The organism is Bacillus sp. EU52, from assembly GCF_037964975.1.
GTDB classification, from domain to species: domain Bacteria; phylum Bacillota; class Bacilli; order Bacillales; family Bacillaceae; genus Bacillus; species Bacillus subtilis.
This window is the reverse complement of the sequence record NZ_CP150177.1, coordinates 3610030-3636814: the sequence shown is the minus strand read 5'-3', so window position 1 is coordinate 3636814 and position 26785 is coordinate 3610030. Positions and strand designations below refer to the sequence as shown.

At 44.4% G+C, this 26785-nt stretch carries 33 protein-coding genes and 2 pseudogenes; 33 read left to right on the top strand and 2 right to left on the bottom strand.

The genetic code is table 11. From position 1 onward, the window contains the following. Positions 1-47: 47 nt before the first annotated feature. The 13 genes from rpiB to NSU05_RS18630 all read left to right on the top strand — a co-directional run bounded on the left by rpiB (position 48) and on the right by NSU05_RS18630 (position 10627). Positions 48-497, top strand: a complete 450-nt coding sequence (gene rpiB, locus NSU05_RS18690; protein WP_003221910.1) for a ribose 5-phosphate isomerase B — start codon at positions 48-50, stop codon at positions 495-497. A gap of 12 nt (positions 498-509) precedes the next feature. Next, on the top strand, positions 510-1052 hold the full coding sequence (locus NSU05_RS18685; protein ID WP_003227667.1) for a TIGR01440 family protein: 543 nt from the start codon (positions 510-512) through the stop codon (positions 1050-1052). Between the two features lie 206 nt (positions 1053-1258). Then, positions 1259-2506 (top strand): serine hydroxymethyltransferase, encoded by a 1248-nt coding sequence (glyA, locus tag NSU05_RS18680; protein ID WP_038429778.1) that lies wholly within the window; start codon positions 1259-1261, stop codon positions 2504-2506. Positions 2507-2640: 134 nt separating this feature from the next. Then, positions 2641-3270, top strand: coding sequence for a uracil phosphoribosyltransferase (gene upp, locus NSU05_RS18675; RefSeq protein WP_003227670.1), 630 nt, complete (start codon positions 2641-2643; stop codon positions 3268-3270). 422 nt (positions 3271-3692) lie between these two features. Next, a complete protein-coding gene (gene atpI, locus NSU05_RS18670) occupies positions 3693-4076 on the top strand; it encodes an ATP synthase subunit I (protein ID WP_038429777.1) in 384 nt (127 codons plus the stop codon). Between the two features lie 7 nt (positions 4077-4083). Then, the gene (gene atpB / locus NSU05_RS18665) at positions 4084-4818 is read left to right on the top strand and encodes a F0F1 ATP synthase subunit A (protein WP_038429776.1); all 735 of its coding nucleotides are present in this window, start codon (positions 4084-4086) and stop codon (positions 4816-4818) included. A gap of 45 nt (positions 4819-4863) precedes the next feature. After that, positions 4864-5076 carry a F0F1 ATP synthase subunit C gene (atpE, locus tag NSU05_RS18660; RefSeq protein ID WP_003151167.1) on the top strand — a complete coding sequence of 71 codons (213 nt, stop codon included), beginning with the start codon at positions 4864-4866 and terminating at the stop codon, positions 5074-5076. A gap of 162 nt (positions 5077-5238) precedes the next feature. Then, positions 5239-5751, top strand: coding sequence for a F0F1 ATP synthase subunit B (atpF, locus tag NSU05_RS18655; protein WP_003244051.1), 513 nt, complete (start codon positions 5239-5241; stop codon positions 5749-5751). After that, a complete protein-coding gene (locus tag NSU05_RS18650) occupies positions 5748-6293 on the top strand; it encodes a F0F1 ATP synthase subunit delta (protein WP_003227679.1) in 546 nt (181 codons plus the stop codon). Before atpF ends, NSU05_RS18650 begins: the two co-directional genes overlap by 4 nt. Positions 6294-6309: 16 nt before the next feature. After that, positions 6310-7818, top strand: coding sequence for a F0F1 ATP synthase subunit alpha (atpA, locus tag NSU05_RS18645; protein ID WP_014481186.1), 1509 nt, complete (start codon positions 6310-6312; stop codon positions 7816-7818). Between the two features lie 76 nt (positions 7819-7894). Further along, entirely contained in the window at positions 7895-8758 is an 864-nt protein-coding gene (atpG, locus tag NSU05_RS18640; RefSeq protein ID WP_003244388.1) for an ATP synthase F1 subunit gamma, read from the top strand. A gap of 25 nt (positions 8759-8783) precedes the next feature. Next, the gene (gene atpD / locus NSU05_RS18635; protein ID WP_003227686.1) at positions 8784-10205 is read left to right on the top strand and encodes a F0F1 ATP synthase subunit beta; all 1422 of its coding nucleotides are present in this window, start codon (positions 8784-8786) and stop codon (positions 10203-10205) included. A 23-nt stretch (positions 10206-10228) separates the two neighbouring features. After that, positions 10229-10627 carry a F0F1 ATP synthase subunit epsilon gene (locus tag NSU05_RS18630; RefSeq protein WP_014478254.1) on the top strand — a complete coding sequence of 133 codons (399 nt, stop codon included), beginning with the start codon at positions 10229-10231 and terminating at the stop codon, positions 10625-10627. Between the two features lie 33 nt (positions 10628-10660). On the opposite strand, the gene NSU05_RS18625 is transcribed toward NSU05_RS18630, so the two are convergent. Further along, positions 10661-11134: a hypothetical protein gene (locus NSU05_RS18625; protein WP_003243900.1), complete on the bottom strand. Its 474-nt coding sequence runs from the start codon at positions 11132-11134 to the stop codon at positions 10661-10663. A gap of 169 nt (positions 11135-11303) precedes the next feature. Here NSU05_RS18625 and NSU05_RS18620 point away from each other — a divergent pair, with 169 nt between their 5' ends. From NSU05_RS18620 to NSU05_RS18525, 20 genes and pseudogenes are all read left to right on the top strand, one after another. After that, complete coding sequence (locus tag NSU05_RS18620) at positions 11304-11534, top strand: DUF1146 family protein (protein WP_003227691.1); 231 nt, start codon at positions 11304-11306, stop codon at positions 11532-11534. A 128-nt stretch (positions 11535-11662) separates the two neighbouring features. Next, positions 11663-12403, top strand: coding sequence for a YwmB family TATA-box binding protein (locus tag NSU05_RS18615; protein ID WP_015483817.1), 741 nt, complete (start codon positions 11663-11665; stop codon positions 12401-12403). A 33-nt stretch (positions 12404-12436) separates the two neighbouring features. Further along, positions 12437-13747, top strand: coding sequence for a UDP-N-acetylglucosamine 1-carboxyvinyltransferase (gene murA, locus NSU05_RS18610; protein ID WP_029726057.1), 1311 nt, complete (start codon positions 12437-12439; stop codon positions 13745-13747). Between the two features lie 195 nt (positions 13748-13942). Beyond that, positions 13943-14974, top strand: a complete 1032-nt coding sequence (gene spoIID / locus NSU05_RS18605; protein WP_019712591.1) for a stage II sporulation protein D — start codon at positions 13943-13945, stop codon at positions 14972-14974. A gap of 385 nt (positions 14975-15359) precedes the next feature. Beyond that, positions 15360-16043 (top strand): VWA domain-containing protein, encoded by a 684-nt coding sequence (locus NSU05_RS18600; RefSeq protein WP_003227700.1) that lies wholly within the window; start codon positions 15360-15362, stop codon positions 16041-16043. A gap of 130 nt (positions 16044-16173) precedes the next feature. Beyond that, positions 16174-16314, top strand: a complete 141-nt coding sequence (locus NSU05_RS18595; protein ID WP_003227702.1) for a hypothetical protein — start codon at positions 16174-16176, stop codon at positions 16312-16314. A 52-nt stretch (positions 16315-16366) separates the two neighbouring features. After that, entirely contained in the window at positions 16367-17041 is a 675-nt protein-coding gene (locus tag NSU05_RS18590) for a VWA domain-containing protein (protein WP_038429775.1), read from the top strand. Positions 17042-17135: 94 nt separating this feature from the next. Then, positions 17136-17297: a hypothetical protein gene (locus NSU05_RS18585; protein WP_003227706.1), complete on the top strand. Its 162-nt coding sequence runs from the start codon at positions 17136-17138 to the stop codon at positions 17295-17297. 232 nt (positions 17298-17529) lie between these two features. Continuing rightward, a complete protein-coding gene (gene fdhD / locus NSU05_RS18580) occupies positions 17530-18318 on the top strand; it encodes a formate dehydrogenase accessory sulfurtransferase FdhD (protein ID WP_038429774.1) in 789 nt (262 codons plus the stop codon). A gap of 15 nt (positions 18319-18333) precedes the next feature. Further along, complete coding sequence (gene moaA, locus NSU05_RS18575; protein WP_015483814.1) at positions 18334-19359, top strand: GTP 3',8-cyclase MoaA; 1026 nt, start codon at positions 18334-18336, stop codon at positions 19357-19359. Positions 19360-19549: 190 nt separating this feature from the next. After that, on the top strand, positions 19550-20683 hold the full coding sequence (rapB, locus tag NSU05_RS18570; RefSeq protein ID WP_015251020.1) for a response regulator aspartate phosphatase RapB: 1134 nt from the start codon (positions 19550-19552) through the stop codon (positions 20681-20683). Between the two features lie 153 nt (positions 20684-20836). Next, entirely contained in the window at positions 20837-21316 is a 480-nt protein-coding gene (locus tag NSU05_RS18565; RefSeq protein WP_003244390.1) for a hypothetical protein, read from the top strand. 72 nt (positions 21317-21388) lie between these two features. Continuing rightward, entirely contained in the window at positions 21389-21577 is a 189-nt protein-coding gene (gene csbD, locus NSU05_RS18560; protein ID WP_003227718.1) for a stress response protein CsbD, read from the top strand. A gap of 211 nt (positions 21578-21788) precedes the next feature. Further along, positions 21789-22013: pseudogene (locus tag NSU05_RS18555) on the top strand (urea ABC transporter substrate-binding protein); the annotation flags it as partial. A gap of 222 nt (positions 22014-22235) precedes the next feature. Continuing rightward, a pseudogene (locus NSU05_RS18550) lies at positions 22236-22396 on the top strand (hypothetical protein). A gap of 191 nt (positions 22397-22587) precedes the next feature. Next, positions 22588-22905: an urease subunit gamma gene (gene ureA / locus NSU05_RS18545; RefSeq protein ID WP_003227724.1), complete on the top strand. Its 318-nt coding sequence runs from the start codon at positions 22588-22590 to the stop codon at positions 22903-22905. Continuing rightward, positions 22902-23276: an urease subunit beta gene (gene ureB, locus NSU05_RS18540; protein WP_038429771.1), complete on the top strand. Its 375-nt coding sequence runs from the start codon at positions 22902-22904 to the stop codon at positions 23274-23276. Before ureA ends, ureB begins: the two co-directional genes overlap by 4 nt. Then, entirely contained in the window at positions 23273-24982 is a 1710-nt protein-coding gene (ureC, locus tag NSU05_RS18535) for an urease subunit alpha (protein ID WP_038429770.1), read from the top strand. Before ureB ends, ureC begins: the two co-directional genes overlap by 4 nt. Positions 24983-25116: 134 nt before the next feature. Next, on the top strand, positions 25117-25518 hold the full coding sequence (locus NSU05_RS18530) for an Rrf2 family transcriptional regulator (RefSeq protein ID WP_003227734.1): 402 nt from the start codon (positions 25117-25119) through the stop codon (positions 25516-25518). Between the two features lie 67 nt (positions 25519-25585). Then, on the top strand, positions 25586-26227 hold the full coding sequence (locus NSU05_RS18525; protein ID WP_038429769.1) for an NAD(P)-dependent oxidoreductase: 642 nt from the start codon (positions 25586-25588) through the stop codon (positions 26225-26227). A 34-nt stretch (positions 26228-26261) separates the two neighbouring features. Here the strand turns inward: NSU05_RS18525 and NSU05_RS18520 are convergent, their stop codons facing one another. After that, a complete protein-coding gene (locus NSU05_RS18520; protein ID WP_014478231.1) occupies positions 26262-26645 on the bottom strand; it encodes a DUF5362 family protein in 384 nt (127 codons plus the stop codon). Between the last annotated feature and the right edge of the window lie 140 nt (positions 26646-26785).

Sequence of the window (26785 nt, the reverse complement as noted above, 5' to 3'; positions counted from 1 at the left end):
TCAATAAAGCGGGCGGGCCGCATCACACACGCTGGGAGGAAAAGCAGATGAAAGTAGCCATTGCATCGGATCATGGCGGCGTTCACATTCGAAATGAAATCAAAGAGTTAATGGACGAATTGCAAATTGAATATATTGATATGGGCTGTGACTGCGGCAGCGGCTCTGTCGATTATCCGGATTATGCTTTTCCGGTGGCCGAAAAAGTGGTTAGCGGCGAAGTTGACAGAGGCATTTTAATTTGCGGGACAGGCATCGGCATGAGCATTTCCGCTAATAAAGTAAAAGGGATTCGCTGCGCGCTGGCGCACGATACCTTCAGCGCGAAGGCAACGAGGGAGCATAATGACACAAACATCCTTGCGATGGGTGAACGGGTGATCGGACCTGGTTTGGCTCGGGAAATCGCAAAAATCTGGCTGACTACTGAGTTTACCGGGGGAAGACACCAAACGCGTATTGGAAAAATCTCAGATTATGAAGAGAAAAACCTGTAGGGGTGCTGTTTAATGAATGAGTTGAAACAAACGTGGAAGACGATGCTGTCTGAGTTTCAGGACCAAGCGGAATTGAAACAAGATCAGCTCTTCGTCCTTGGATGCAGCACGAGTGAAGTGGCCGGCAGCCGGATCGGCACATCGGGCAGTGTAGATATCGCTGAAAGCATCTACAGCGGACTTGCCGAGCTTCGGGAAAAAACGGGAATCCATCTGGCGTTTCAATGCTGCGAGCATTTAAACAGAGCGCTTGTCGTCGAAGCAGAAACAGCCAAGCTGTTCAGGCTTCCAACCGTTTCTGCCGTGCCCGTTCCAAAAGCGGGCGGCGCGATGGCGTCTTATGCGTTTAAGCAGATGAAGTCTCCTGTTCTTGTTGAAACCATTCAGGCTGACGCCGGAATTGATATAGGCGATACGTTTATCGGCATGCATCTGAAGCCGGTGGCTGTCCCTGTGCGTGTCTCTCAAAACAGCCTCGGTTCAGCTCATGTGACATTGGCGCGTACACGGCCGAAACTAATCGGCGGAGTGCGGGCGGTTTATGAGTGCGAATGAAAGGACTGCATAGCCAGTCTTTTCTTTTATTTTAAGACAGTGAAATAAATTCCGAACTTTAAATTAAATTTAAGTTATTAATATTCGTTTTTACCAATAAAAATTTAGATTTTTTAAAAATAATCTTTTACATCGGCCTTAAAAACCATGTACAATAGTGATGGTAAAAACAAAGAACAGGATACGGATAGGAGAGGATCTCGCTGATGAAACATTTACCTGCGCAAGACGAACAAGTGTTTAACGCCATTAAAAATGAGCGTGAACGCCAACAGACTAAGATCGAATTGATTGCTTCTGAGAACTTTGTAAGTGAAGCGGTTATGGAAGCACAAGGATCTGTTTTGACAAATAAGTACGCAGAAGGATATCCGGGCAAACGCTACTACGGCGGATGCGAGCACGTCGATGTCGTTGAAGATATCGCTCGTGACCGCGCGAAGGAAATCTTTGGAGCGGAGCATGTAAACGTTCAGCCTCATTCAGGCGCGCAAGCAAACATGGCAGTGTACTTCACGATTTTGGAGCAAGGCGATACTGTACTTGGGATGAACCTCTCCCACGGCGGCCATTTAACACACGGAAGCCCAGTCAACTTCAGCGGTGTTCAATATAACTTTGTTGAGTACGGCGTAGATAAAGAAACTCAATATATTGATTACGATGACGTGCGTGAAAAAGCCCTCGCTCATAAACCGAAGCTTATCGTAGCAGGAGCAAGTGCGTATCCTCGTACAATCGACTTTAAGAAATTCCGTGAAATTGCTGATGAAGTCGGCGCTTACTTCATGGTGGATATGGCACATATCGCAGGACTTGTTGCGGCAGGCCTTCATCCAAACCCGGTTCCTTACGCTGATTTCGTTACAACAACAACACATAAAACACTTCGCGGTCCTCGAGGCGGTATGATCCTTTGCCGTGAAGAGTTTGGCAAGAAAATTGATAAATCGATCTTCCCTGGAATTCAAGGCGGCCCGCTGATGCACGTTATTGCCGCAAAAGCTGTTTCATTCGGTGAAGTATTGCACGACGATTTCAAAACATATGCACAAAACGTCATTTCAAACGCGAAACGTCTGGCTGAAGCCTTAACGAAAGAGGGCATCCAGCTCGTTTCAGGCGGAACAGACAACCACCTTATCCTTGTTGACCTTCGTTCGCTCGGACTGACTGGTAAGGTTGCGGAGCATGTACTTGATGAAATCGGTATTACGTCTAACAAAAACGCGATTCCATATGATCCTGAAAAACCTTTCGTAACAAGCGGCATCCGTCTTGGTACAGCTGCTGTAACTAGCCGCGGTTTTGACGGAGACGCTTTAGAAGAAGTTGGTGCTATCATTGCGCTTGCATTGAAAAACCACGAAGATGAAGGAAAACTTGAAGAAGCAAGACAGCGTGTAGCTGCTCTGACTGATAAATTTCCTTTATATAAAGAATTAGATTATTAAGATCCTAAAACCCGCTTGGGCTTATGCCCGGCGGGTTTTTTGACGATGTTCTTGAAACTCAATGTCTTTTTTTGTAGAATCAATAGAAGTGTGTAATTGTTGATGGGACAATAAAAAAGGAGCTGAAACACAGTATGGGAAAGGTTTATGTATTTGATCATCCTTTAATTCAGCATAAGCTGACATATATACGGAATGAAAATACAGGTACGAAGGATTTTAGAGAGTTAGTAGATGAAGTGGCTACACTCATGGCATTTGAAATTACCCGCGATCTTCCTCTGGAAGAAGTGGATATCAATACACCGGTTCAGGCTGCGAAATCGAAAGTCATCTCAGGGAAAAAACTCGGAGTGGTTCCTATCCTCAGAGCAGGATTGGGAATGGTTGACGGCATTTTAAAGCTGATTCCTGCGGCAAAAGTGGGACATGTCGGTCTTTACCGTGATCCAGAAACCTTAAAACCCGTGGAATACTATGTCAAGCTTCCTTCTGATGTGGAAGAACGTGAATTCATCGTGGTTGACCCGATGCTCGCTACAGGCGGTTCCGCAGTTGAAGCCATTCACAGCCTTAAAAAACGCGGTGCGAAAAATATCCGTTTCATGTGTCTTGTAGCAGCGCCGGAGGGTGTGGAAGAATTGCAGAAGCATCATTCGGACGTTGATATTTACATTGCGGCGCTAGATGAAAAATTAAATGAAAAAGGATATATTGTTCCAGGTCTCGGAGATGCGGGTGACCGCATGTTTGGAACAAAATAAAAAATGAAATCCCCAAAAGGGGGTTTCATTTTTTTATCCAGTTTTTTGCTATTCGGTGAATCTGTATACAATTATAGGTGAAAATGTGAACATTCTGTGGAGACGTAAAGTATAAAAAGTTTTTTAACTTTAAACAGATTGACACATGTTAGGGGCTATTGTATGCTAAACGAGGGTATTATGAGAAGGTTTTCATAGCTTTCATTATAGTCCTCATCCTCAATGTAAATCCTCTCAGCAAACCCGTATTATGAGGATTTATTTAAGCGAATGAAACAGCATCCCTGCAAGGCTTGCGGATGAATGATTTTTTCGAACAGGCCCGTTTTGCCGGTCAAAAAAGGTCTTCTACTAAGGGTTAACCGCTGATTTTTGCCGTATCCAAGCTATACATTATTTTTTCATCAGGAGACAGATAATTGATGGACGATCCCAAGCTTACATTTAGCAGACAACGCAAATATTTATTGTTCATTTTGGCAGTGTATGTACTGGGTTATGGTTTAACAGCGTATAAAACCGTTTTTTTAGGCCTTATTCTGGGAACTGTTTTCAGTTTGTTTAATTTTTTACTGCTCGTCAGAAGAATGAATGCTTTTGACAGAGCTGTTGAGAAAGGAAAGTCCATACGATCTCTCGGGAGCGCAGCGCGGTGGTGCAATGCGATTCTTGCTGTGGCTGTTGCCTATAAAAATCCCGTGTATTTTCATATGGCAAGTACAGTTATTGGATTAATGACAATATACCCTGTCATTATGATAGATTCCTTTATCCAGCTTAAACGTTCATCAATGGAAGAGAGGTGAAAACCCTTTGAATCATGGTTACAGAACTATAGAATTTCTAGGTCTTACTTTTAATCTGACAAACATTCTGATGATTACTGTGGCGAGTGTGATTGTTTTATTGATTGCTATATTGACGACAAGAACGCTTTCGATCCGTCCCGGAAAAGCCCAGAACTTTATGGAATGGATTGTTGATTTCGTCCGCAATATTATTGGCAGTACAATGGATTTAAAAACAGGGGCTAACTTCTTGGCACTTGGTGTCACATTGCTGATGTACATATTTGTGTCGAATATGCTGGGGCTGCCGTTCTCTATTACAATCGGACATGAGCTCTGGTGGAAGTCTCCGACAGCCGATCCTGCCATTACATTAACGCTAGCCGTGATGGTTGTTGCTTTAACCCACTACTATGGTGTGAAGATGAAAGGGCTCAAGGAATATTCCAAAGACTATTTAAGACCTGTTCCATTCATGCTCCCGATGAAAATCATCGAAGAGTTTGCGAATACGCTGACTCTAGGTTTGCGGCTGTATGGTAACATCTTCGCCGGTGAGATTCTTCTCGGCCTACTTGCGGGATTAGCAACAAGCCATTATTCGCAAAGCGTGGCTCTCGGTCTTCTCGGTACAATCGGTGCCATTCTGCCGATGCTGGCATGGCAAGCATTCAGTTTATTTATTGGTGCTATCCAGGCATTTATCTTTACAATGCTGACGATGGTGTACATGTCTCATAAAATCAGTCATGATCATTAAAACATTATATCCAAACGGATAACATTTTAAAGGAGGAACTTTTTCATGAATTTAATAGCAGCTGCGATTGCAATTGGTTTAGGCGCACTTGGTGCAGGTATTGGTAACGGTTTGATTGTTTCACGTACGGTAGAGGGGATTGCCCGTCAGCCGGAAGCAGGTAAAGAACTGAGAACTCTTATGTTCATGGGTATCGCATTAGTTGAAGCCCTTCCTATTATCGCTGTCGTTATCGCATTCTTAGCGTTCTTTGGCTAAGCATAAAAGCCTTATATGAACTAAAAATGGCGAAGATCATTCCAAGAGAACCTTCGCCATTGCTTTATGTCTGATAAGCATCCCGCCTTGCCGGCTGAAAAGAGACAAGTGCGGCTGCTGGATCAGCAAAGAAAAACCTGCAGAAGGGAGTTGCCGTAGTAGATGTCTCAATTACCACTTGAACTAGGATTGTCGTTTAACGGCGGAGATATCCTGTTCCAACTGTTAGCTATGTTAATCTTATTAGCGCTTCTGAAGAAATACGCTTTAGGGCCGCTATTAAACATAATGAAACAGCGTGAAGACCACATCGCTGGAGAAATTACGTCTGCTGAAGAAAAAAATAAAGAAGCGCAGCAGCTGATTGAAGAGCAGCGCGTTCTTTTAAAAGAAGCAAGACAAGAATCCCAAACTCTTATCGAAAACGCAAAGAAACTGGGAGAGAAGCAAAAAGAAGAGATTATTCAGGCTGCACGTGCAGAATCTGAACGTCTGAAAGAAGCAGCAAGAACTGAAATCGTGAAGGAAAAAGAACAGGCGGTTTCTGCTCTCCGTGAGCAAGTAGCGTCTCTTTCTGTCATGATTGCGTCGAAAGTGATCGAAAAAGAACTGGATGAACAAGCGCAAGAGAAATTGATCCAGGACTATCTTAAAGAGGTAGGAGAAAGCCGATGAGTGGATCAGCTGTCTCTAAACGATATGCATCAGCTCTTTTTGATATAGCCAATGAGTCCGCTCAGCTGAATCAAGTAGAAGAAGAGCTAACTGTTGTAAAACAAGTATTTCAAAATGAAAAAGCGCTTAATGATGTGTTGAACCATCCGAAGGTGCCGGCTGCGAAGAAAAAAGAGCTGATCCAAAATGCATTTGGCTCTTTGTCACAGTCCGTGCTTAATACGATTTTTCTTTTGATTGACCGCCATCGTGCCGCGATTGTGCCTGAGCTCACAGATGAGTTTATCAAACTCGCAAATGAGGCCCGTCAAACAGAAGACGCAATCGTATATTCAGTGAAACCGCTGACGGATGCGGAAATTTTACCATTATCACAAGTGTTTGCAAAAAAAGCCGGAGTCGCTTCACTGAGAATCAGAAATGAAGTGCAGACGGATTTAATAGGCGGCATTAAAGTCCGCATTGGAAACCGGATTTATGACGGCAGCGTAAGCGGGAAGCTTCAGCGCATTGAACGTCAATTAGCCGGGGAAAATCGATAGAAGGGGTGAAACCTAAGTGAGCATCAAAGCTGAAGAGATTAGCACGCTGATAAAACAGCAAATACAAAATTATCAATCTGATATTGAAGTTCAAGACGTAGGTACAGTCATCCAAGTCGGTGACGGTATTGCACGTGTGCACGGCCTTGACAACTGTATGGCCGGTGAACTTGTCGAATTTTCAAACGGTGTTTTGGGTATGGCTCAAAACCTTGAGGAATCAAACGTAGGTATCGTCATCTTAGGACCTTTCAGTGAGATCCGTGAGGGAGACGAAGTAAAAAGAACAGGCCGCATCATGGAGGTTCCTGTTGGTGAAGAGTTAATCGGCCGTATTGTAAATCCGTTAGGCCAGCCGGTAGACGGACTTGGCCCGATCCTTACAAGCAAAACTCGCCCGATTGAAAGCCCTGCACCAGGCGTTATGGACCGTAAATCCGTTCATGAACCGCTTCAAACCGGTATCAAAGCGATCGATGCACTGATTCCAATCGGCCGCGGCCAGCGTGAGCTGATCATCGGTGACCGTCAAACAGGTAAAACATCTGTTGCGATCGATGCGATCCTGAACCAAAAAGACCAAGACATGATCTGCGTATATGTTGCGATCGGTCAAAAAGAATCAACAGTCCGCGGCGTAGTAGAAACATTGCGTAAACACGGCGCGCTTGATTATACAATTGTTGTAACGGCGTCTGCGTCACAGCCGGCACCGCTTCTGTACCTGGCACCGTATGCTGGGGTTACAATGGCAGAAGAATTTATGTACAGCGGCAAGCACGTTCTTGTTGTATACGATGATCTTTCTAAACAAGCGGCTGCTTACCGTGAGCTGTCCTTGCTTCTTCGCCGTCCGCCAGGCCGTGAAGCGTTCCCTGGGGATGTATTCTATCTTCATTCCCGTCTGCTTGAGCGTGCAGCAAAGCTTAGCGACGCGAAAGGCGCAGGATCAATTACAGCTCTGCCGTTCGTAGAAACACAAGCCGGAGATATCTCTGCTTATATTCCGACGAACGTCATTTCCATCACCGACGGACAGATCTTCCTGCAATCTGATTTGTTCTTCTCAGGCGTACGTCCAGCGATCAATGCCGGATTGTCTGTATCCCGTGTCGGCGGCTCAGCGCAAATCAAAGCGATGAAAAAAGTATCAGGTACTTTGCGTCTTGACCTTGCGTCATACCGTGAACTGGAAGCATTCGCTCAATTCGGTTCTGACCTCGACCAAGCGACTCAGGCAAAACTGAACCGCGGTGCGCGTACAGTTGAAGTGCTGAAGCAGGATCTGAACAAGCCGCTTCCGGTTGAAAAGCAAGTAGCCATTCTTTATGCGCTGACAAAAGGATATCTCGATGATATTCCTGTGGCGGATATCAGACGTTTTGAAGAAGAGTACTACATGTACCTTGACCAAAACCATAAAGACCTGCTTGACGGAATTGCGAAAACAGGAAACCTTCCTGCTGATGAAGACTTCAATGCTGCAATCGAAGGCTTCAAACGCACATTTGCACCAAGCAACTAACTCGAATGCTGATGAGAGAAAAAGGTTCTCTTTTTCTCTCTTTTTACGCAGATGAAGAGAAAAGGTGGTGAAATCTTTGGCCTCATTACGCGATATTAAGTCAAGGATCACGTCAACGAAAAAAACAAGTCAGATTACAAAAGCCATGCAGATGGTATCTGCGGCTAAGCTGAATCGTGCTGAAAACAATGCAAAATCATTTGTGCCATATATGGATAAAATCCAAGAGGTTGTGTCAAACGTCGGAAGAGTTTCCGGCAACGTAAAGCATCCGATGCTTCTCAGCAGAGAAGTGAAAAAAACGGCATACCTTGTCATTACGTCTGACCGCGGTCTTGCCGGCGCTTTTAACAGTTCGGTTTTACGGAGTGCTTATCAGGCCATGCAAGAACGTCATCAGTCTAAGGATGAGTATGCGGTGATTGCCATCGGAAGAGTGGGCCGTGATTTCTTTAAGAAACGGGAGATTCCGATCATTTCCGAGTTAACAGGACTTGGGGATGAAGTAACGTTTACAGAAATTAAAGATCTTGCCCGTCAAACGATCCAAATGTTTATAGACGGTGCGTTTGATGAATTGCACCTTGTTTATAACCATTTTGTCAGCGCCATTACTCAAGAAGTAACGGAGAAAAAACTTCTGCCGTTATCTGATTTGGGCAGCGGCGGCGGAAAAAGAACGGCGTCTTATGAATTTGAACCATCTGAAGAGGAGGTTCTGGAGGTTTTGCTTCCTCAATATGCAGAAAGCTTAATCTTCGGTGCGCTTCTTGACAGTAAAGCAAGTGAGCACGCTGCAAGAATGACGGCGATGAAAAATGCGACAGACAACGCGAAGGAACTTATCGATTCACTTTCGCTTTCTTACAACCGCGCTCGCCAAGCAGCCATCACACAAGAAATTACGGAAATTGTCGGCGGAGCAGCCGCTTTAGAATAGAAAGATTTTGTCAGGAGGGATAGCGATGAAGAAAGGACGCGTTAGCCAGGTATTAGGACCGGTCGTCGACGTGCGTTTTGAAGACGGTCACTTGCCTGAAATTTATAATGCGATTAAAATTTCACAGCCAGCTGCAAGTGAAAACGAAGTAGGTATTGATTTAACGCTTGAGGTCGCTCTTCATTTAGGTGATGATACAGTCCGTACAATCGCAATGGCATCTACAGATGGTGTTCAGCGCGGTATGGAAGCTGTAGATACAGGAGCGCCAATCTCAGTACCGGTTGGTGATGTAACACTTGGACGTGTATTTAACGTTCTCGGAGAAAATATTGATTTGAATGAGCCGGTTCCTGCGGATGCGAAAAAGGATCCGATTCACAGACAGGCGCCTTCATTCGATCAGCTTTCAACAGAAGTTGAAATTCTTGAAACAGGTATTAAGGTTGTTGATTTGCTTGCTCCTTACATTAAGGGCGGTAAAATCGGATTGTTCGGTGGTGCCGGTGTAGGTAAAACCGTATTAATCCAGGAATTAATCAACAACATCGCGCAAGAGCACGGCGGTATCTCTGTATTCGCCGGCGTAGGAGAGCGTACTCGTGAAGGGAACGACCTTTTCTACGAAATGAGTGACTCTGGCGTAATCAACAAAACAGCCATGGTATTCGGACAAATGAACGAGCCGCCGGGCGCACGTATGCGTGTTGCTTTGACAGGCCTTACAATGGCTGAGCACTTCCGTGATGTACAAGGACAGGACGTACTGTTCTTCATCGATAACATTTTCCGTTTCACACAAGCGGGTTCAGAGGTTTCAGCCCTTCTTGGCCGTATGCCTTCAGCGGTTGGTTATCAGCCGACGCTTGCAACTGAGATGGGTCAGCTCCAAGAGCGTATCACGTCTACGAACGTTGGATCAGTTACATCTATCCAGGCGATCTACGTGCCTGCCGATGACTACACTGACCCGGCGCCGGCGACAACGTTCGCTCACTTGGATGCGACAACAAACCTTGAGCGTAAATTAACTGAAATGGGTATTTACCCTGCGGTTGATCCGTTGGCATCTACATCACGCGCCCTTGCTCCTGAAATTGTCGGAGAAGAGCATTATGCAGTTGCGCGTGAAGTACAGTCAACGCTTCAGCGTTACAAAGAGCTTCAGGATATCATTGCGATTCTCGGTATGGATGAATTAGGCGAGGAAGACAAACTTGTCGTTCACCGCGCACGCCGTATCCAGTTCTTCCTTTCTCAGAACTTCCACGTGGCTGAACAGTTCACTGGACAAAAAGGATCTTACGTGCCTGTAAAAGAGACGGTACAAGGCTTCAAAGAAATCTTAGCCGGTAAATATGACCATCTTCCAGAAGATGCATTCCGTCTTGTAGGCCGTATCGAAGAAGTTGTTGAGAAAGCAAAAGAAATGGGTGTAGAAGTTTAATCTGGTCCTAGGAGGGTAAAAGCATGAAGACCGTTAAAGTCAATATCGTTACTCCCGACGGCCCAGTATACGATGCGGATATCGAAATGGTGAGTGTGAGAGCCGAAAGCGGCGATCTCGGTATTTTGCCAGGCCATATTCCAACCGTGGCTCCTCTTAAAATCGGCGCTGTCCGTCTGAAAAAAGACGGGCAGACTGAAATGGTTGCCGTCAGCGGCGGATTTGTCGAAGTCCGTCCTGATCAGGTCACCATCCTTGCCCAGGCTGCCGAGACAGCAGAAGGCATCGATAAAGAGCGCGCTGAAGCTGCACGCCAGCGGGCGCAGGAGCGTTTGAATTCTCAATCAGATGATACTGACATTCGTCGGGCTGAGCTTGCGTTACAGCGGGCTTTGAACAGATTGGATGTAGCAGGGAAATAAGAAAAAATCCTTCTCATAAAGAGAAGGATTTTTTTATGAACGCACAAGAGAATCAAACAGCGATAACAGCGGGCGATCCTCTTTTGGACGCAGGTATAAACCATCACAGGCATTCATTGTATGCCACGATTTGCGATGTCTTCTAAAGCCAAGTGTATAAGCGCCGTCTTTATAGGGATAAGGTTTTACAACCCATTCAGCATCTTCATGGCGGGCAATCACACAATCTATAAGATAAACACTGATCATTTTCTCGAATTCTTCAATAGGAAGATTCCAATCAGCAAGCAAAAGTTCTTGTATACTTTGAAAATAGAGGTTTTCAAGCTCTTCAAGGCTTTCTCTCGTATAGGTAAGAGAAATGTTAAAAAACTGACACAATTCATTCAGTTCTTCAATCTGTGACTGTCTATAATCATAATAGAATGCAATTGCTTCCCATTCCTGATCAAAAATTGGCAGGTCCTCACCATATTGCTTTTCAGGCTGAAAAAAAGAATGATTCACATTTGCCAGCTCCTTTCCAATAAAGTATACCATGTAAAAGAATCGCACTTTAAGCGGGGATTAGCCCTAGATTTGGGTGATTATTCCGTTCTGTATAAAATGTATCATCTTTATCTGTGCTTCTTATATAATAAGAAAGGGTATGAACGCAGAGAAAGGAGTGTAATAGATGAGTGTATTGGGACAGCAGGCTGCAATCGGCATTGTCGTTCACCTGATTTTTATAGCAGTGACTTGGTGGGCGTTGCAAGCCGTCAATATAGATCCGTTAATCAAAAAAGGCAAAGTCGTGCAGGCAAGACTCCTGATGATTTTGCTGACAATTGCCATTGGAACGGCCGTTGCCAATTTCTTTTTAGATTATCTCAATTATTCACAGCAGCTTCCCTATCTATTTTAATAGGTTTTGAACATTATTAAATGGTTGGGAGAAGCGGGTTGAGGCGAATAGCTCGAGTTTTGACGAAGATTTTTACGTATGGCGCCTCTTGCCTCCGGTAAAACTGGGGATAAGGGGGAGAGATGAACATGAAGAAAAAACAAGTAAGCCACGCTATTATCATTTCCGTCATGTTAAGCTTCGTCATTGCTGTTTTCCATACCATTCATGCGAGTGAATTAACGCCGTTAGCACAGATGGCAGAGGGGATGGAACGCCAAGATGTGTCAATAGATAAGTGGACATTGCATGCAAAACAAAACATGTCACTGACCGAAAAAGAATTTTATCAAAAAGTGCAACGTTTAAAATCAGAGTATCGTCAATATGATTGGGTGATTGCACGGGAAGATAAAATGATAAAGGCAATTGGCACATATACTGACAAAAAAAATCGTACTTCTTTTAGACTGCAGCTTGTCACAACCCTCAAAAAACACAATCCAACTTCGTATTTATTATATGAGCAAATGAGTCTAGAGACACCGGATAGCTGGAATGATACATATGAACAGTTTGAACGGGAGACACTTGGGATATTCCAAGAAAAAGTAGTTATTTTTACTTGTCTAAATGGTCACTTAGATGATAATATGAATATTGTTTTGCAAAAAAAAGCAAATCAGTTATTAAATGAATTTCAAGCAAGATCAGTAGAACATGTAGTTGAGCCAAATTTCGTTTCTATTTCTGCGTTTACAGATGAGTGGGAAGAGTACATTATGACCTCGAAACATAAAATGAATTTGCAAATTGCACTTAGAAGTGCAGGAATGGGCGGAAAACATACCGTTACGGTTGGCACACCAATCGTTACGACTGAATATTAATATAGAGAATTTAGGGACGCGGAGGGGAATACCTTGGAAAAAATCATCGTCCGCGGCGGTCAGAAGTTAAACGGCACAGTCAAAGTTGAAGGCGCTAAAAATGCCGTTTTACCTGTTATCGCTGCATCTTTATTAGCAAGTGAAGAAAAAAGCGTAATTTGTGATGTACCTACGCTCTCCGATGTATATACAATTAACGAAGTGTTGCGTCATTTAGGAGCAGATGTGCATTTTGAAAATAATGAAGTGACTGTAAATGCTTCATACGCTTTGCAAACTGAAGCACCTTTTGAATATGTTCGTAAAATGCGTGCGTCTGTGCTTGTCATGGGGCCGCTTCTTGCGCGTACAGGTCATGCAAGAGTTGCACTTCCGGGCGGATGCGCAATTGGTTCCAGACCGATTGATCAGCATTTAAAAGGTTTTGAAGCAATGGGCGCAAAAATCAAAGTCGGTAATGGCTTCATTGAAGCTGAAGTAAAAGGCCGACTGCAAGGCGCAAAAATTTATCTGGACTTCCCAAGTGTAGGAGCTACAGAGAACCTGATTATGGCAGCCGCTCTAGCTGAAGGAACAACAACGCTGGAAAACGTGGCAAAAGAACCCGAAATCGTTGATTTAGCAAACTATATCAACGGCATGGGCGGGAAAATCCGCGGAGCTGGCACCGGCACCATCAAAATTGAAGGAGTCGAAAAGCTTCACGGCGTAAAACATCATATTATTCCTGACCGCATTGAAGCGGGCACATTTATGGTTGCTGCTGCAATCACTGAAGGAAACGTATTAGTAAAAGGAGCGGTTCCTGAACACCTCACCTCTTTAATTGCAAAAATGGAAGAGATGGGTGTAACAATTAAGGATGAAGGTGAAGGTCTGCGTGTCATCGGCCCGAAAGAACTTAAACCGATTGACATCAAAACAATGCCTCACCCGGGCTTCCCGACTGATATGCAGTCACAAATGATGGCGCTTCTGCTTCGTGCAAGCGGCACAAGCATGATTACAGAAACCGTTTTTGAAAACCGTTTTATGCATGCGGAAGAATTCCGCCGTATGAATGGTGATATCAAGATTGAAGGACGTTCTGTCATCATTAACGGTCCTGTACAGCTTCAGGGAGCTGAAGTTGCAGCGACTGATTTGCGTGCAGGTGCAGCGCTGATTCTTGCGGGGTTAGTGGCTGAAGGTCACACACGTGTTACTGAATTGAAGCACTTAGACCGCGGTTACGTTGATTTCCATCAGAAGCTTGCCGCTCTGGGCGCAGACATCGAACGTGTAAATGATGAGTCTGCTTCTGAGCAAGAGAATAAAGAAGTCGTTTCTGACTTAAATGCATAAACTTACTTGAAAATCAGTATGTCACTCTGGCATACTGGTTTTTTATTTTTTGTGTATTATCATCATTATGCGCAAAATAGCAAAAAAGAATACGTAAATGACAAATAAAGTTTCTGTCCAAAACGAGAGTCATATTAGCTTGTCCCTGCCCATAGACTAGACTAGAGTCGAATCCCGAGCAGGAGGCAGCTGAATATGAAACAATTCGCAATCACACTATCCGTACTATGTGCATTGATTCTCTTGGTTCCCACACTCTTGGTTATACCATTCCAGCATAATAAGGAAGCGGGGGCCAGCGTAGAATCAGAAAAGACAGCAGTCAGCACGAAACCAGCATCGAAAGGAGCAGAAACATTGAAAGCTTCACCTGTTTCTATTCCCGTCTATCGAACCGCAAATCAATCCGTAGAAGACATTCCGCTTGAAGAGTATGTGATTGGAGTCGTCGCCTCCGAAATGCCGGCAACCTTTGAATCTGAAGCACTGAAAGCCCAGGCCCTCGCCGCCAGAACATTTATTGTCAGACTGATGGTGTCAAATTCAGCGGTTGAGGCTCCTAAAGGCTCACTGGTGGATGATACACAGATGTTCCAGGTGTATAAAAACAAAGCGGAGCTGAAAAAACAGTGGGGCACAAGCTATGAGACAAAACTGAAGAAAATCACAGATGCGGTAGCCAGTACGCAAGGCAAAATCTTAACGTACAACAACCAGCCGATTGAAGCATCCTTTTTCTCCACAAGCAACGGCTACACAGAGAATGCAGAAGCTTATTGGACAAGTGCTATCCCATATTTAAAAAGCGTCAAAAGCCCATGGGATAAAAAGTCTCCGAAATATAAGGCAACGAAAACCTTTACAGCGGCAGAATTTCAGCAAAAGCTTGGCGTCAAGCTGGATGGATCTAGCGCAGTAGGGAAGATTACCGGCGAGACACCGGGCCACCAGGTCGCAACTGCCGTCATTAACGGCAAGACGCTGAAAGGAAGAGACATACGTGAAAAGTTGGGTCTCAACTCCGCCGATTTTGAATGGAAGCGAAATGGAGACACAATTACAGTCACGACGAGAGGATTTGGTCACGGTGTGGGGATGAGTCAATACGGAGCGAATTTTATGGCCAAAGAAGGCAAAACGGTTGATGACATTGTAAAGTACTATTACCAAGGTACACAAATTTCTGAGGCAGATGCGTTTTTGAATAAATATATGGCGAAAAAGTAGAAAAAGACGCCCATTGGGCGTCTTTTTCTGTTCTTGAATGTCTTTTATCTAAGAGCAGCTGAAACGGTTTAGAGGAGCTTCTGACCGTCTTTAAGGATCAGTCCTTTTTTCCTGATTTCAGGCTTTGAGATTGTGGTAAAGTCATCCACATTTGTCGACAGACTTCGACAGACTCATATAACGAAAGCCGAAAGGCGGACAATCTTCTCTTTTCATAGGGGCGTTAGGTGGAAATCACTAATAAAAACATAGGTTTCTATGCAAAAGTAAACAACAGCAATGGGGAAGCCCGCCCTATTTATTTCTCGGTTTTTGTTGATTACGATAGATTATGTTCAGCGTTGAACATCTGCACGCAGAAACAAATTGGTAAAGGGGTACGAACATGAAGAAAAGATTTTCACTGATCATGATGACAGGATTGCTTTTTGGATTAACTTCACCTGCTTTTGCAGCTGAAAAGACAGAAACGGAGGCTAAAGCGCCGGCGAACGTGGCGGTCTTGCTTGATGCCAGCGGAAGTATGGCGAAAAGAATAGATGGTGTATCTAAATTTAATTCAGCCAAAAAAGAAATTTCAAAGTTTGCGAGCTCATTGCCAGAAGGAACTCAGGTGAAAATGAGCGTGTTTGGCTCTGAAGGAAACAATAAAAATTCCGGAAAAGTTCAGTCATGTGAAGCCATTCGCAACGTATACGGCTTCCAAAGCTTTAACGAGCAAAGCTTCCTCAATTCTCTCAATACAATTGGGCCGACTGGCTGGACGCCAATTGCCAAAGCGCTGAACGAGGCGAAATCTTCTTTTGACCAGCTTGATGCAAAAGGGGAAAAAGTGGTGTATCTGTTGACAGACGGTGAGGAAACGTGCGGAGGAAACCCGATTAAAACAGCAAAGGAACTGCAAAAAGACAATATCACTGTTAATGTGATCGGCTTTGATTATAAAGAGGGATACAAAGGCCAGCTGAACGCAATTGCGAAAGTAGGCGGCGGTGAATACTTCCCGGCTTATACCCAAAAAGATGTTGAGAAAATTTTCACTCAGCAATCACTAATGTTATCTAAATAAGAAAAAAGAGGCTGGTGATGGTCAGCCTCTTTTTGTATGTAACAAAAACTTCAAAACTAATTAGCTGTCTGCCTGTAGCATAGTAGCAGATTTCCGTTTTTCTGTCATAATCAAGGCGAAAAAAGAATGAATGATCACACAAGCTGTTTATGCTTTCTGGGCGGAAATGGCTAAAAATGAACGGCATTTCAAGCGATTTTGGACAGATCGTGAAAGCAGCACAAAAGGCAGCATGTCCTATATCTTTTTGCATTTTCGTATTCTAGCATAAAGAAGAATCCAACATATAGTTGGAAAATATGAAAAAGAAAGGAAGTAATCATATGAAAAAATTGCTGGCTGCCGGTATCATTGGATTGTTGACTGTTTCCATTGCCTCCCCGTCTTTTGCCGCTGAGAAACAGGCTGATACAAATGTAGCTGTTTTGTTTGACGGAAGCGGAAGTATGGTTCAAAAAACAGGAGGAGAGCGCAAAATAGACATTGCCAAAAAATCAGTAAAATCTTTTGCCGAACTTCTTCCGAAGGATACAAATCTTATGCTTCGCGTTTTCGGGCATGCAGGGAATAATAAACTGTCCGGTAAAGCCCTTTCATGCAGTACGACGGAAACCATTTACGGCCTTCATCCATATGAAGGGTCTCTGTTTGACAATTCATTGAGTGAGCTCATGCCGACTGGATGGACACCGATTGCCAAAGCACTTGCAGACACAAGAAAAGAATTTGAAGCATTTGACGCAGACGGGAAAAACGTGGTGTATTTAATCACTGACGGTGAAGAAACGTGCGGCGGAGACCCTGCGGCAGAAATCGAAAAGCTCCGTGCATCAAATGTGGATACGATTGTAAACATCATTGGCTTCAACTTTGATGTCAAGGGTAATGAAGAGATGAAACAAGCAGCTGTCGCTGGCGGCGGAGAATATATTTCAGCGAACAGTGCGGATGAGTTCGAACAGGCTTGGGAAAAAGAAGCACAAAAATTTACTGAGTAAGGAACCTAAAGATCAGGCGCTCTCCCAGGCGCCTTTTTTTATTGGTTTAAAAACAGTTTGGGCGGGAATGATACCCTAAAAAGGGGTTGAACATATGAAATTATTCGGAATGATTTTTCTTATAGCCACCGTTGCATTCATATTGCTTGGTGTTCTTCTAAAACTGGCAGCCTTCTTTTTTGTCAGCATTCTCACCTTGATCGCAGCTATTGTGCTGTTTACGGTTCTGAAAAAGAATCAGCATAATCAAACATAGAGTCCTTTCTATAGAGGGCTCTCAGCGTGTCGACAAACCCCGCGTTCGTTGTCAATGCACATTGGTAAAAGGAATGGCGGCTAAATGCTTAGGCGCCCTGCCTAAACACCGCCGTCATCACATCCTGTGAAAGCCCTTTATATAGAGGGCTCTTTTTGTGTCTCAGAATTCGACAAAATCCGAGGAGTGTGAAAAAATATAAAGGCAGGAACATTGCGGAGGGGAAGAGACATTGAACGATAAAGTAACTGCGGTCAGGGATGTATGGCGCTATGAACAAGGGGAAATAAGCAAAGTAGAAGACCGGATGGTGACGGAATTCCCTTTGACAGTGATACTGAATGGCAGTGAATTTGTGACGCTCGTTTGTACGCCTGAGCATATCGAAGAGCTTGTCATCGGATTTCTCGCATCAGAGGGTGTTATACGATTTCAAAAAGAAATTAAAAGGTTTACAATAGATGAAAGTCTCGGTTTTGTATATGTCGACCTCGTTCACCCTGAGACATTGGATCAAAAGGATTATACGAAACGGGTGATCAGCTCATGCTGCGGAAAGGGCCGTCATTTTTATTTTCAGCAGGATGTCAAAACAGCCAAGACGGCTGTCAGCCAAATCAAGATATCGCCTGAGGCATGTTTGGCGCTTATGAAAGACATGCAGCAAGGGAGCGGGACGTTTCAGGATACGGGAGGCGTCCATAATGCGGCGCTTTGCGACACAGAGAAGCTTCTGTTGATGCGCACAGATATCGGTCGGCACAACGCACTTGATAAACTATACGGACACTGCCTTCTAAACGGTATGTCCGTACGCGACAAACTGATTGTGTTCAGCGGCAGAATCTCATCAGAGGTCCTGTTAAAAGCGGCCAAAATCGGCGTGTCGATTGTCATTTCCAAATCGGCCCCGACGGAGCTTGCGATTCAAATGGCTGAAGAATTGAATATCACAGCGATTGGATTTGTCAGAAACGGATCATTTAATGTATATACACACCCTGAGAGAATCAGGGGATAGGAAGGGGCTGTAGCTATGATTACAGAGTCGCGTCAGATGTTGGATAAAAGAAACAGACCGCTGAGAGACCTTCGCATTTCTGTTACAGACCGCTGCAACTTCCGATGCACGTACTGTATGCCCGCCGAATTATTCGGCCCGGATTATCCTTTTTTAAAGAAAGAGGAGCTGCTTTCATTTGAGGAGCTGGAACGGCTTGCGACATTGTTTGTCACAAGATTTGGCGTTGAAAAAATCCGCCTGACCGGCGGAGAGCCCCTCATGAGAAAGGATATGCCGGAGTTAATCAAAAAACTGGCCCGCATACCGGGTATTCGTGACATCGCGATGACGACAAACGGATCACTGCTGCCTGTTTATGCAAAGAGGCTCAAGGAGGCTGGGTTGAAAAGGGTTACGATCAGCCTTGATTCTTTAGAAGACGAGCGTTTTAAGAAGATAAACGGGCGTGGCGTTTCTGTCAGCAAGGTGCTGGAAGGCATTGAAGCGGCGAAGCAAGCAGGGCTCGGTGTTAAAATCAATATGGTCGTTCAAAAGGGCGTCAATGAAAAAGATATACTGCCTATGGCCCGTTATTTTAAAGAAAAAGGGCATATCCTGAGATTCATTGAATTTATGGACGTAGGCAACACCAACCAATGGGAAAAGAAAGACGTCATGACAAAGGCGGAAATCATAGATTTGATCAATGAACACATGCCGGTTGAGCCGATAGCGCCTAATTATATAGGCGAAGTGGCTTCCAGATTCCGCTACTTGGACGGCTCCGGAGAAATCGGCGTCATATCATCTGTATCTGATGCATTCTGCGGATCTTGCAACAGAGCCCGTCTTTCTGCGAGAGGAGAGCTGTTTACCTGCTTATTCGCTTCAAGCGGATTTGACCTCAGAGCTCCGGTTCGCCAGGAATTAAGTGATGACGAACTATCAGAAATGATCGGGACAGTATGGAAAAATCGGATCGATCAGTATTCAGTCGATCGTACGCTATCAAAAGCATCTGGCAAAAAGAAAGTGGAAATGTCTTATATTGGCGGTTAATTTGAAGTCAAAAGCTTATCGGCACTGTCCGGTAAGCTTTTTTATTAGAATCCGAGTGCAAAAAATACGTAGAAAAACCGAAATATATAAGGATAGGCATAAAGAAGGAATCATTTAAGAAAATTTAATTCCAAAGCCATACATTATGATAAAATATAACCAATTAGAAAATAGAAAGGGTTGGAGGGGCATGGCCGCGTACGAGATCCCGTCATCTCAAGTAGGAGTGAAAATCAATAAGTGGTATAAGCACATTTTAGCATTTCAAGTGGCTGATGCCGTAAAGCTGAAAGAAGAAATTGATCTAGATATCGAACAGATGGAAGAGGATCAGCTGCTTCTCCTGTATTATCAGCTGATCAGCTACCGGCACCAAATTATGCTGGATTATGTAAAGCCTGACCTGCACGAGGAATCTCAGCTTCAATATCGTGAATTGATCAAAACGCTGGAAAGCAATCAGGACAGCATCTCCGGATTATCTGAGTATTATTTTCACTTGTTTAGAGGAATGTACGAATTTGAACAGAACAATTACATCTCGGCTATATCCTTTTATCGGAAAGCTGAGAAGATGCTTGCGTTTGTAGAAGATGAAATTGAAAGAGCGGAATTTCATTTTAAAGTGGCGGAAGTCTTTTATATTATGAAGCAGACGCACTTTTCCATGAACCATGCCGTACAGGCGCTGGAGACGTATAAGGCTCACGATTTTTACAGAGTCAGAAGAATTCAATGCCATTTCGTCATATCAGGAAACTACATTGACTACAGAAATTATGAAAAAGCGCTTGAACATTTAGATGACGCGTATCGCCTTGCTTTATTGGAAGGACAGCCCCGTTTGATCGGATCAGCCCTTTATAATATCGGGAATTGCTATGATGACAAGGGGGAGCTGGATCAGGCCGCCGAATACTTTGAAAAAGCGCTTCCTGTCTTCGAGGATTATCAGCTGGAACAGCTTCCAAAAGCGCTCTTCAGCCTGACTCGCGTTCTTTTCAAAAAACAAGATAGCGAAGCCGCGATACGGTACTATGAAAAAGGGATTGCCATTGCCCAAAAACGAAACGACTTCTTCAGTCTGGCAAAATATAAATTTCTGCAGGCATTATATGTGGAATCTGTCAATTTGGATATGATTCAAGAAGTATTTGATTATATGGAAGAAAAGGGCCTGTATGTATATATTGAAGAATTTGCTTTAGATGCTGCCTCCTATTTCAGTCATCGCGAACAATATAAAGAAGCGGTGTATTTTTATGAAAAAGCGGTCAGCATGAGAGAGATGATTCAAAGGAACGATTGTTTATATGAAGTATGAGACAAAACCATCTGCTGGCAGATGGTTTTTTTTTATGCAAAAAAAGGGGAGCATCGGAACGTTTATTTCCGGGGAGAACAGGAAAAATCGCTACAGCACTGTTTTTTGAACAAAAGCCGTTTTGGGATGCATCTGCACGTGAGGGGGAATTCAATGTTTGGTTTTAATGATATGGTGAAGTTTCTGTGGTCTTTCCTCATTGTTTTGCCGCTTGTACAGATTATACATGTTTCAGGGCACAGCTTTATGGCTTTTATTTTTGGCGGAAAAGGATCGTTGGATATAGGCATGGGAAAAACGCTGCTTAAAATTGGACCCATACGGTTCAGAACGATTTATTTTATCGATTCTTTTTGCCGGTACGGGGAGTTGAAAATTGACAATCGATTCTCAAATGCACTCGTGTATGCAGGGGGCTGCTTGTTTAACCTCATCACGATTTTTGCAATCAATCTGCTGATTATACACAGTGTATTAAAGCCGAATGTGTTTTTCTATCAGTTTGTCTATTTTTCTACGTATTATGTGTTTTTTGCCCTGCTGCCGGTCCGATATTCGGAGAAAAAGTCATCAGACGGGCTGGCGATATACAAGGTGCTCCGTTACGGAGAGCGCTACGAAATCGATAAATAACATTAGAATGTTTATTGCCTCTCAGATCGGGAAGGTAACAAGTACACACATAATTGAGAGGGGAGAATTAACATGGGTAACGATAGTGTAAAAGACAAAATGAAGGGCGGCTTTAATAAAGCCAAAGGAGAAGTGAAGGATAAAGTCGGAGATATGGCTGACAGAACGGACATGCAGGCTGAAGGCAAAAAAGATAAGGCGAAAGGCGAAATCCAAAAGGATATCGGGAAAGCCAAGGATAAATTTTCAGATAAAGATTAATCGTACGGAAGAGGCAGGAAACGAAATGTTTCTTGTCTTTTTTTGTTCGATTTTTCTGATGTGAATAAATATAACAAAAAAAGAAGCTGATTTGGTCAAGGTAACTAAATTTTTTAAATATTCTTTGAATTAATGGGCCTCTTCTATATAATAATGACATAAGTTGTAAACTTTTATTACATCATTTGAGAAATCAAACAAAGGGGTTTTGATGACGGAATGTACTGCACCGAAGAAAGTGTCGGAAGCCACGGGAGTGCGAAAAAACAGTTGATATCGACACAAGCGGGGATTCAGTGAAGGCCGGAATTCTTCACTCGTTAAGAGGAACGGTGGCGATCAGCGAAGTGACCGTCCATGATACGGAGTTAATGGCAATAGTCGGGTTCTCGGTATCGTGGAGGGCGGCGCCTCAGACTGGCTTCCATGCCATGCTTCCGGTTGCGGAGCGAAACAACGGGCTGCCATCAGGAATGTAACGTCTGGTTATGACCAATCGATGGTTTAGCACAGCCTTAGCATGGAGGTTCACCCGGGGCAGATTGTTGCTGTATTAGGCCGACTCCGGCTAAACAGGGGGGGCTATTTATTTTAATCAAACGTTTGTTCAAAACGAAAAGGCGGCCAACAGCAGCAGCTTGCAATCACCAGAGAGCTGATGGTAAATCTGAAAAATATTTTACTTAATGAACAATTGGGAGGAATTCAGATTTTAATTGTCGAACTAGTCAGACAAGTTATTATAGAAATTTCCAGAAAAAAAGACATTTCTGTTATCTTAGTCGGGCGCAGTCTGGAAAACGCGTTAATCTGTGCTGACTATCTTTCTGTGATCGACAGGGGAACGGCTGTTACCATGGGAAGGCCTAAAGAAACGGCATGCCGCTTTGAAAGGCATCTTACCGTATGACCCCCATTCTCGAAGAAAGGGAGGTGATGTCCCGCCTGACTGTTCCGCAAATTCGTAGTAGCCGCATCTGCTTTATATGACAAAAGAAGGAGGACTACAGATGAAACTGACACCGGTTGAACAAGAAAAATTGCTCATTTTTGCAGCGGGGGAATTAGCCAAACAGCGAAAGGCGCGGGGCGTTCTGCTGAACTATCCTGAGGCTGCTGCTTATATCACCTGCTTTATTATGGAAGGCGCACGTGATGGGAAGGGAGTAGCAGAGCTGATGGAAGCCGGCCGCCATGTATTAACGGAAAAAGATGTGATGGAGGGTGTGCCTGAGATGCTGGACAGCATTCAGGTGGAGGCCACATTTCCGGATGGTGTAAAGCTTGTTACGGTACATCAGCCAATTTCTGCGGAGGTGAAGTCATGAAGCCGGGAGCATTTCAAATTGCTGAGGGAACCATTACGATTAATGAAGGCCGTGAGATACGGGAGGTAACGGTAAAAAACACCGGATCACGCTCCATTCAAGTCGGTTCGCATTTTCATTTTGCGGAGGCCAACGGGGCTTTATTATTTGACCGTGAGCTGGCGATCGGCATGCGTCTTGATGTTCCATCAGGCACGTCGGTCCGTTTTGAGCCGGGAGAGCAGAAAACGGTCTCACTAGTGGAAATCAGAGGACGCAAGACAATTAGAGGGCTGAACGAAATGGCCGACACGTTTATCGATGAACGCGGCAAAGAAAAAACGTTGGCCAACTTAAAACAAGCCGGCTGGATGGAGGGTGTAATCCGATGAAAATGTCACGGGAGGAATATGCGGAACTGTTTGGCCCGACAACGGGCGATAAAATCAGATTGGGCGACACGGATTTATGGATCGAAGTCGAAAAGGATTTCACAGTATACGGTGAAGAAATGATCTTTGGCGGCGGAAAAACAATCCGCGACGGCATGGGCCAAAACGGCAGAATCACAGGGAAGGACGGCGCTTTGGATTTGGTTATCACCAACGTCGTGCTATTGGATTACACAGGCATTGTCAAAGCGGATGTCGGTGTGAAAGACGGCCGGATTGTCGGTGTCGGAAAAAGCGGAAATCCTGATATCATGGATGGAGTCGATCCGCACATGGTCATAGGAGCGGGGACAGAGGTGATTTCCGGTGAAGGCAAAATTTTAACAGCCGGGGGAGTGGACACGCACATTCATTTTATTTGTCCTCAGCAGATGGAAGTTGCGCTTTCTTCAGGTGTGACAACCCTTTTGGGAGGCGGAACAGGACCCGCTACAGGAAGCAAAGCGACAACATGTACATCCGGCGCGTGGTATATGGCAAGGATGCTGGAAGCGGCCGAGGAGTTTCCGATCAATGTCGGCTTCTTAGGGAAAGGGAATGCATCTGATAAAGCGCCGCTGATCGAGCAGGTGGAAGCAGGCGCCATCGGCCTTAAGCTTCATGAAGACTGGGGCACGACTCCAAGCGCCATTAAAACGTGTATGGAAGTTGTGGACGAGACTGATATTCAAGTTGCCATCCATACCGATACGATTAACGAAGCGGGCTTTTTGGAAAACACGCTCGACGCAATCGGGGACCGGGTCATTCATACTTATCACATTGAAGGTGCAGGCGGCGGCCATGCCCCGGATATTATGAAGCTCGCCTCTTACGCGAACATTCTGCCGTCATCTACAACGCCAACCATTCCTTATACCGTTAATACGATGGATGAGCATCTTGACATGATGATGGTCTGCCACCATTTAGATGCGAAAGTGCCTGAAGATGTGGCGTTCAGCCATTCCAGAATCAGGGCTGCGACGATTGCCGCGGAGGATATTCTCCATGATATCGGTGCGATCAGCATGACATCATCGGATTCCCAAGCGATGGGGCGGGTCGGTGAAGTGATCATCCGAACATGGCAGGTAGCCGATAAAATGAAAAAACAGCGCGGCGCTCTTGCCGGCGAAAACGGAAATGACAATGTGCGCGCAAAACGGTACATTGCCAAATACACGATTAATCCGGCAATTACGCACGGGCTCAGCCATGAAGTCGGCTCGGTGGAAAAAGGGAAGCTTGCTGATCTCGTTCTGTGGGACCCGGTATTTTTCGGCGTAAAACCGGAACTGGTCTTAAAGGGCGGCATGATTGCACGTGCGCAAATGGGAGATCCGAACGCGTCCATCCCGACTCCTGAACCGGTTTTCATGCGCCAAATGTATGCGTCTTACGGAAAAGCCAACCGCTCAACCTCGATTACATTTATGTCTCAGGCAAGCATAGAGCGTGGTGTGGCGGAAAGCTTAGGGCTGGAAAAAAGGATTTCTCCAGTCAAAAATATCAGAAAGCTGAGCAAGCTGGATATGAAGCTGAATTCGGCTTTGCCGAAGATTGAGATTGATCCAAAAACCTATCAGGTTTTTGCTGACGGGGAGGAATTGTCTTGCCAGCCTGTCGATTATGTCCCACTTGGACAAAGATATTTCTTATTCTGATAAGACGCGGCCGGAGTGCATCCGGCCGTTCTATTGACTAAAAACGGTGCACAAAACCCGTGTATTTAGTGTATATTAGATGTTGACAAACGAATCAAATGTAACTATTATAGTTACAACGGTGGTGAAAAAACATGATTAACAGCCGTCTTGCTGTTGCCATTCATATTTTATCCCTCATCTCGATGGATGAAAAAACATCTTCAGAAATCATTGCTGACAGTGTCAACACAAATCCGGTAGTTGTGCGAAGAATGATCAGCCTGCTGAAAAAAGCTGATATTCTCACATCACGCGCAGGGGTGCCGGGTGCAAGCCTCAAAAAAGATCCTGCTGATATTTCTCTTTTAGAAGTGTACCGGGCTGTCCAAAAGCAAGAAGAACTCTTTGCGGTTCATGAAAACCCGAATCCGAAATGTCCGGTAGGGAAAAAAATTCAGAACGCTCTGGATGAAACGTTTGAAAGTGTGCAAAGAGCGATGGAAAATGAACTGGCAAGCAAGTCATTAAAAGATGTTATGAATCATCTCTTTTAATCAAAAGGGATGACTTCTCACCGCTAACATGTAACTAAAATTGTTACAAATAAGGAGGAAATGAAAAATGAAAATTGGTATTATAGGCGCAAGCGGGAAAGCGGGAAACGAAATTTTGAAAGAAGCGAAAACAAGAGGCCATGAAGTGACAGCCATCGTCAGAAACGCTTCAAAAGTGCAGGGGCAGGACGTAGCGGTTTTGGAAAAAGATGTGTTTGAACTGACTGCGGAAGACATCAAGCCTTTCGACGCAGTCGTAAACGCTTTTGGAGCAGCACCCGGCCAAGAACATCTTCATGTTGAAGCAGGAAGAGCACTCATCAACATCTTAAAGGACGCGAAGCGCACAAGATTGCTTGTTGTTGGCGGAGCGGGAAGCCTGTTTGTTGATGAAGCCAAAACAACCCGTTTAATGGATACGCCGGAATTTCCGAAAGAATATTTGCCAACTGCATCAAATCAAGGCGAGAACCTGAAAGATTTGCAGCAGACAGACTCCATTTCCTGGACGTTCCTCAGTCCTGCGGCATTTTTTGATCCAGCAGGAAAACGGACTGGCTCTTACCAAAAAGGAAAAGACAATGTCATCGTAAATGCAAAAGGCGACAGCTATATCAGCTATGCAGATTATGCCATTGCCATGTTGGACGAGCTTGAACATCCCGAACACAAAAATGAACGCTTCACAGTGGTAAGCGAAGCGGAATAATAAAAAACCCGGAGCCAGCTCCGGGTTTTTCTCACTAATAAGTGCTGTACGTATCGCTGAAAAGGCCATCAGCAATCCCAAGCATTAAAAAGATGAAGAAGGCGATAATCGCAAGAATGGATACAGCAATGCTTACGATCAAATAAATCCCTTGCATCTTTACGAATTTCGCGTAATTCTCCAGCATTAAGTCTTCAGACTGTCCGCTATTGTGTTCAGCCATTTGGCCTGCTTCCCTAGCTGACCTCATCAAAAAGATACCGGAAATAATTTGCAGTACGCCTGGCACGGCACCGATTAGAAAAATGAACGCGCCTGAAAGCGCGGTAATTGCGCCCATAATAATAAATAAAATGCCTGTAGCTTTTCCCCATTTCGAAATGCTGATGAGGGTTTTGTTCATTGTTTCAGGATTCATGTATACTGGCTCCCCTTTACAAAAAAATACTCACTTTTCTTTTATACACTATTTGTGAGAAGTTTTGTATATAGAAAATAACATTTTGGGGATTGACCCTAACGTTGCGTGATTGTTTACGATAAAAAAGAGGAGGTGTT

Coding starts and splice junctions, on each gene's coding strand:
- rpiB (WP_003221910.1), top strand. CDS start 48: ATGAAAGTAGCCATTGCATCGGATCATGGCGGCGTTCACATTCGAAAT.
- NSU05_RS18685 (WP_003227667.1), top strand. CDS start 510: ATGAATGAGTTGAAACAAACGTGGAAGACGATGCTGTCTGAGTTTCAG.
- glyA (WP_038429778.1), top strand. CDS start 1,259: ATGAAACATTTACCTGCGCAAGACGAACAAGTGTTTAACGCCATTAAA.
- upp (WP_003227670.1), top strand. CDS start 2,641: ATGGGAAAGGTTTATGTATTTGATCATCCTTTAATTCAGCATAAGCTG.
- atpI (WP_038429777.1), top strand. CDS start 3,693: ATGGACGATCCCAAGCTTACATTTAGCAGACAACGCAAATATTTATTG.
- atpE (WP_003151167.1), top strand. CDS start 4,864: ATGAATTTAATAGCAGCTGCGATTGCAATTGGTTTAGGCGCACTTGGT.
- atpF (WP_003244051.1), top strand. CDS start 5,239: ATGTCTCAATTACCACTTGAACTAGGATTGTCGTTTAACGGCGGAGAT.
- NSU05_RS18650 (WP_003227679.1), top strand. CDS start 5,748: ATGAGTGGATCAGCTGTCTCTAAACGATATGCATCAGCTCTTTTTGAT.
- atpD (WP_003227686.1), top strand. CDS start 8,784: ATGAAGAAAGGACGCGTTAGCCAGGTATTAGGACCGGTCGTCGACGTG.
- NSU05_RS18630 (WP_014478254.1), top strand. CDS start 10,229: ATGAAGACCGTTAAAGTCAATATCGTTACTCCCGACGGCCCAGTATAC.
- NSU05_RS18620 (WP_003227691.1), top strand. CDS start 11,304: ATGAGTGTATTGGGACAGCAGGCTGCAATCGGCATTGTCGTTCACCTG.
- NSU05_RS18615 (WP_015483817.1), top strand. CDS start 11,663: ATGAAGAAAAAACAAGTAAGCCACGCTATTATCATTTCCGTCATGTTA.
- spoIID (WP_019712591.1), top strand. CDS start 13,943: ATGAAACAATTCGCAATCACACTATCCGTACTATGTGCATTGATTCTC.
- NSU05_RS18600 (WP_003227700.1), top strand. CDS start 15,360: ATGAAGAAAAGATTTTCACTGATCATGATGACAGGATTGCTTTTTGGA.
- NSU05_RS18595 (WP_003227702.1), top strand. CDS start 16,174: ATGATCACACAAGCTGTTTATGCTTTCTGGGCGGAAATGGCTAAAAAT.
- NSU05_RS18590 (WP_038429775.1), top strand. CDS start 16,367: ATGAAAAAATTGCTGGCTGCCGGTATCATTGGATTGTTGACTGTTTCC.
- NSU05_RS18585 (WP_003227706.1), top strand. CDS start 17,136: ATGAAATTATTCGGAATGATTTTTCTTATAGCCACCGTTGCATTCATA.
- moaA (WP_015483814.1), top strand. CDS start 18,334: ATGATTACAGAGTCGCGTCAGATGTTGGATAAAAGAAACAGACCGCTG.
- rapB (WP_015251020.1), top strand. CDS start 19,550: ATGGCCGCGTACGAGATCCCGTCATCTCAAGTAGGAGTGAAAATCAAT.
- NSU05_RS18565 (WP_003244390.1), top strand. CDS start 20,837: ATGTTTGGTTTTAATGATATGGTGAAGTTTCTGTGGTCTTTCCTCATT.
- csbD (WP_003227718.1), top strand. CDS start 21,389: ATGGGTAACGATAGTGTAAAAGACAAAATGAAGGGCGGCTTTAATAAA.
- ureA (WP_003227724.1), top strand. CDS start 22,588: ATGAAACTGACACCGGTTGAACAAGAAAAATTGCTCATTTTTGCAGCG.
- ureB (WP_038429771.1), top strand. CDS start 22,902: ATGAAGCCGGGAGCATTTCAAATTGCTGAGGGAACCATTACGATTAAT.
- ureC (WP_038429770.1), top strand. CDS start 23,273: ATGAAAATGTCACGGGAGGAATATGCGGAACTGTTTGGCCCGACAACG.
- NSU05_RS18530 (WP_003227734.1), top strand. CDS start 25,117: ATGATTAACAGCCGTCTTGCTGTTGCCATTCATATTTTATCCCTCATC.
- NSU05_RS18525 (WP_038429769.1), top strand. CDS start 25,586: ATGAAAATTGGTATTATAGGCGCAAGCGGGAAAGCGGGAAACGAAATT.
- NSU05_RS18520 (WP_014478231.1), bottom strand. CDS start 26,645: ATGAATCCTGAAACAATGAACAAAACCCTCATCAGCATTTCGAAATGG.